Source organism: Streptomyces chisholmiae (genome assembly GCF_031845445.1).
Lineage (GTDB): Bacteria > Actinomycetota > Actinomycetes > Streptomycetales > Streptomycetaceae > Streptomyces > Streptomyces chisholmiae.
The window spans coordinates 1-463 of sequence record NZ_JAVREO010000154.1 but is presented as its reverse complement, the minus strand read 5'-3'; the positions used below and the strand labels follow the sequence as shown (position 1 = coordinate 463).

The 463-nt window shown below is 70.8% G+C and carries 1 protein-coding gene; it reads right to left on the bottom strand.

The features are described 5' to 3' along the window. The coding region (locus RM844_RS32545; protein ID WP_311671044.1) for an alpha/beta hydrolase fold domain-containing protein at positions 1-463 on the bottom strand (463 nt) is incomplete at both ends.

Genomic DNA, 463 nt, shown 5'->3' with positions numbered 1-463 from the left:
ACCATGCCCGGGGTCTGGTGGCTGCGCACCGTGACACCGGCCGCGCGCAGCGCAGTCTCGTAGAGCTCACCCTGCGGGCGGATCGGATCGCATTCGGCCAGGATGATCGTCGCCTCCGGCAGCCCGGCCAGGTTGGCGTCGAGGACGTTGACCCTCGGGTCCGACGCGACGTCGGGGCCGGGCAGGTAGTTGTCCTGATGCCATTGCAGCTCATCGCGTTCCAGCATCACGCCGTCGTACTCGGGGTCCATGCCGCGGACCAGGTCGGTGGTGGTGACGGGGTAGACCAGCAGTTGATGGCGCAGCACCGGGTCCCCGGCGTCGCGGTAGTGCAGCGCGACGGCCGCCGCGAGATTGCCACCGGCGCTGTCGCCGGCCACCGCGATCCGGCGGGCATCGACGCCGAGTCCGGATTGCGGGTTGCGGGCCCACTCGACAGCGTCGATCGCGTCGTTGACGGCGG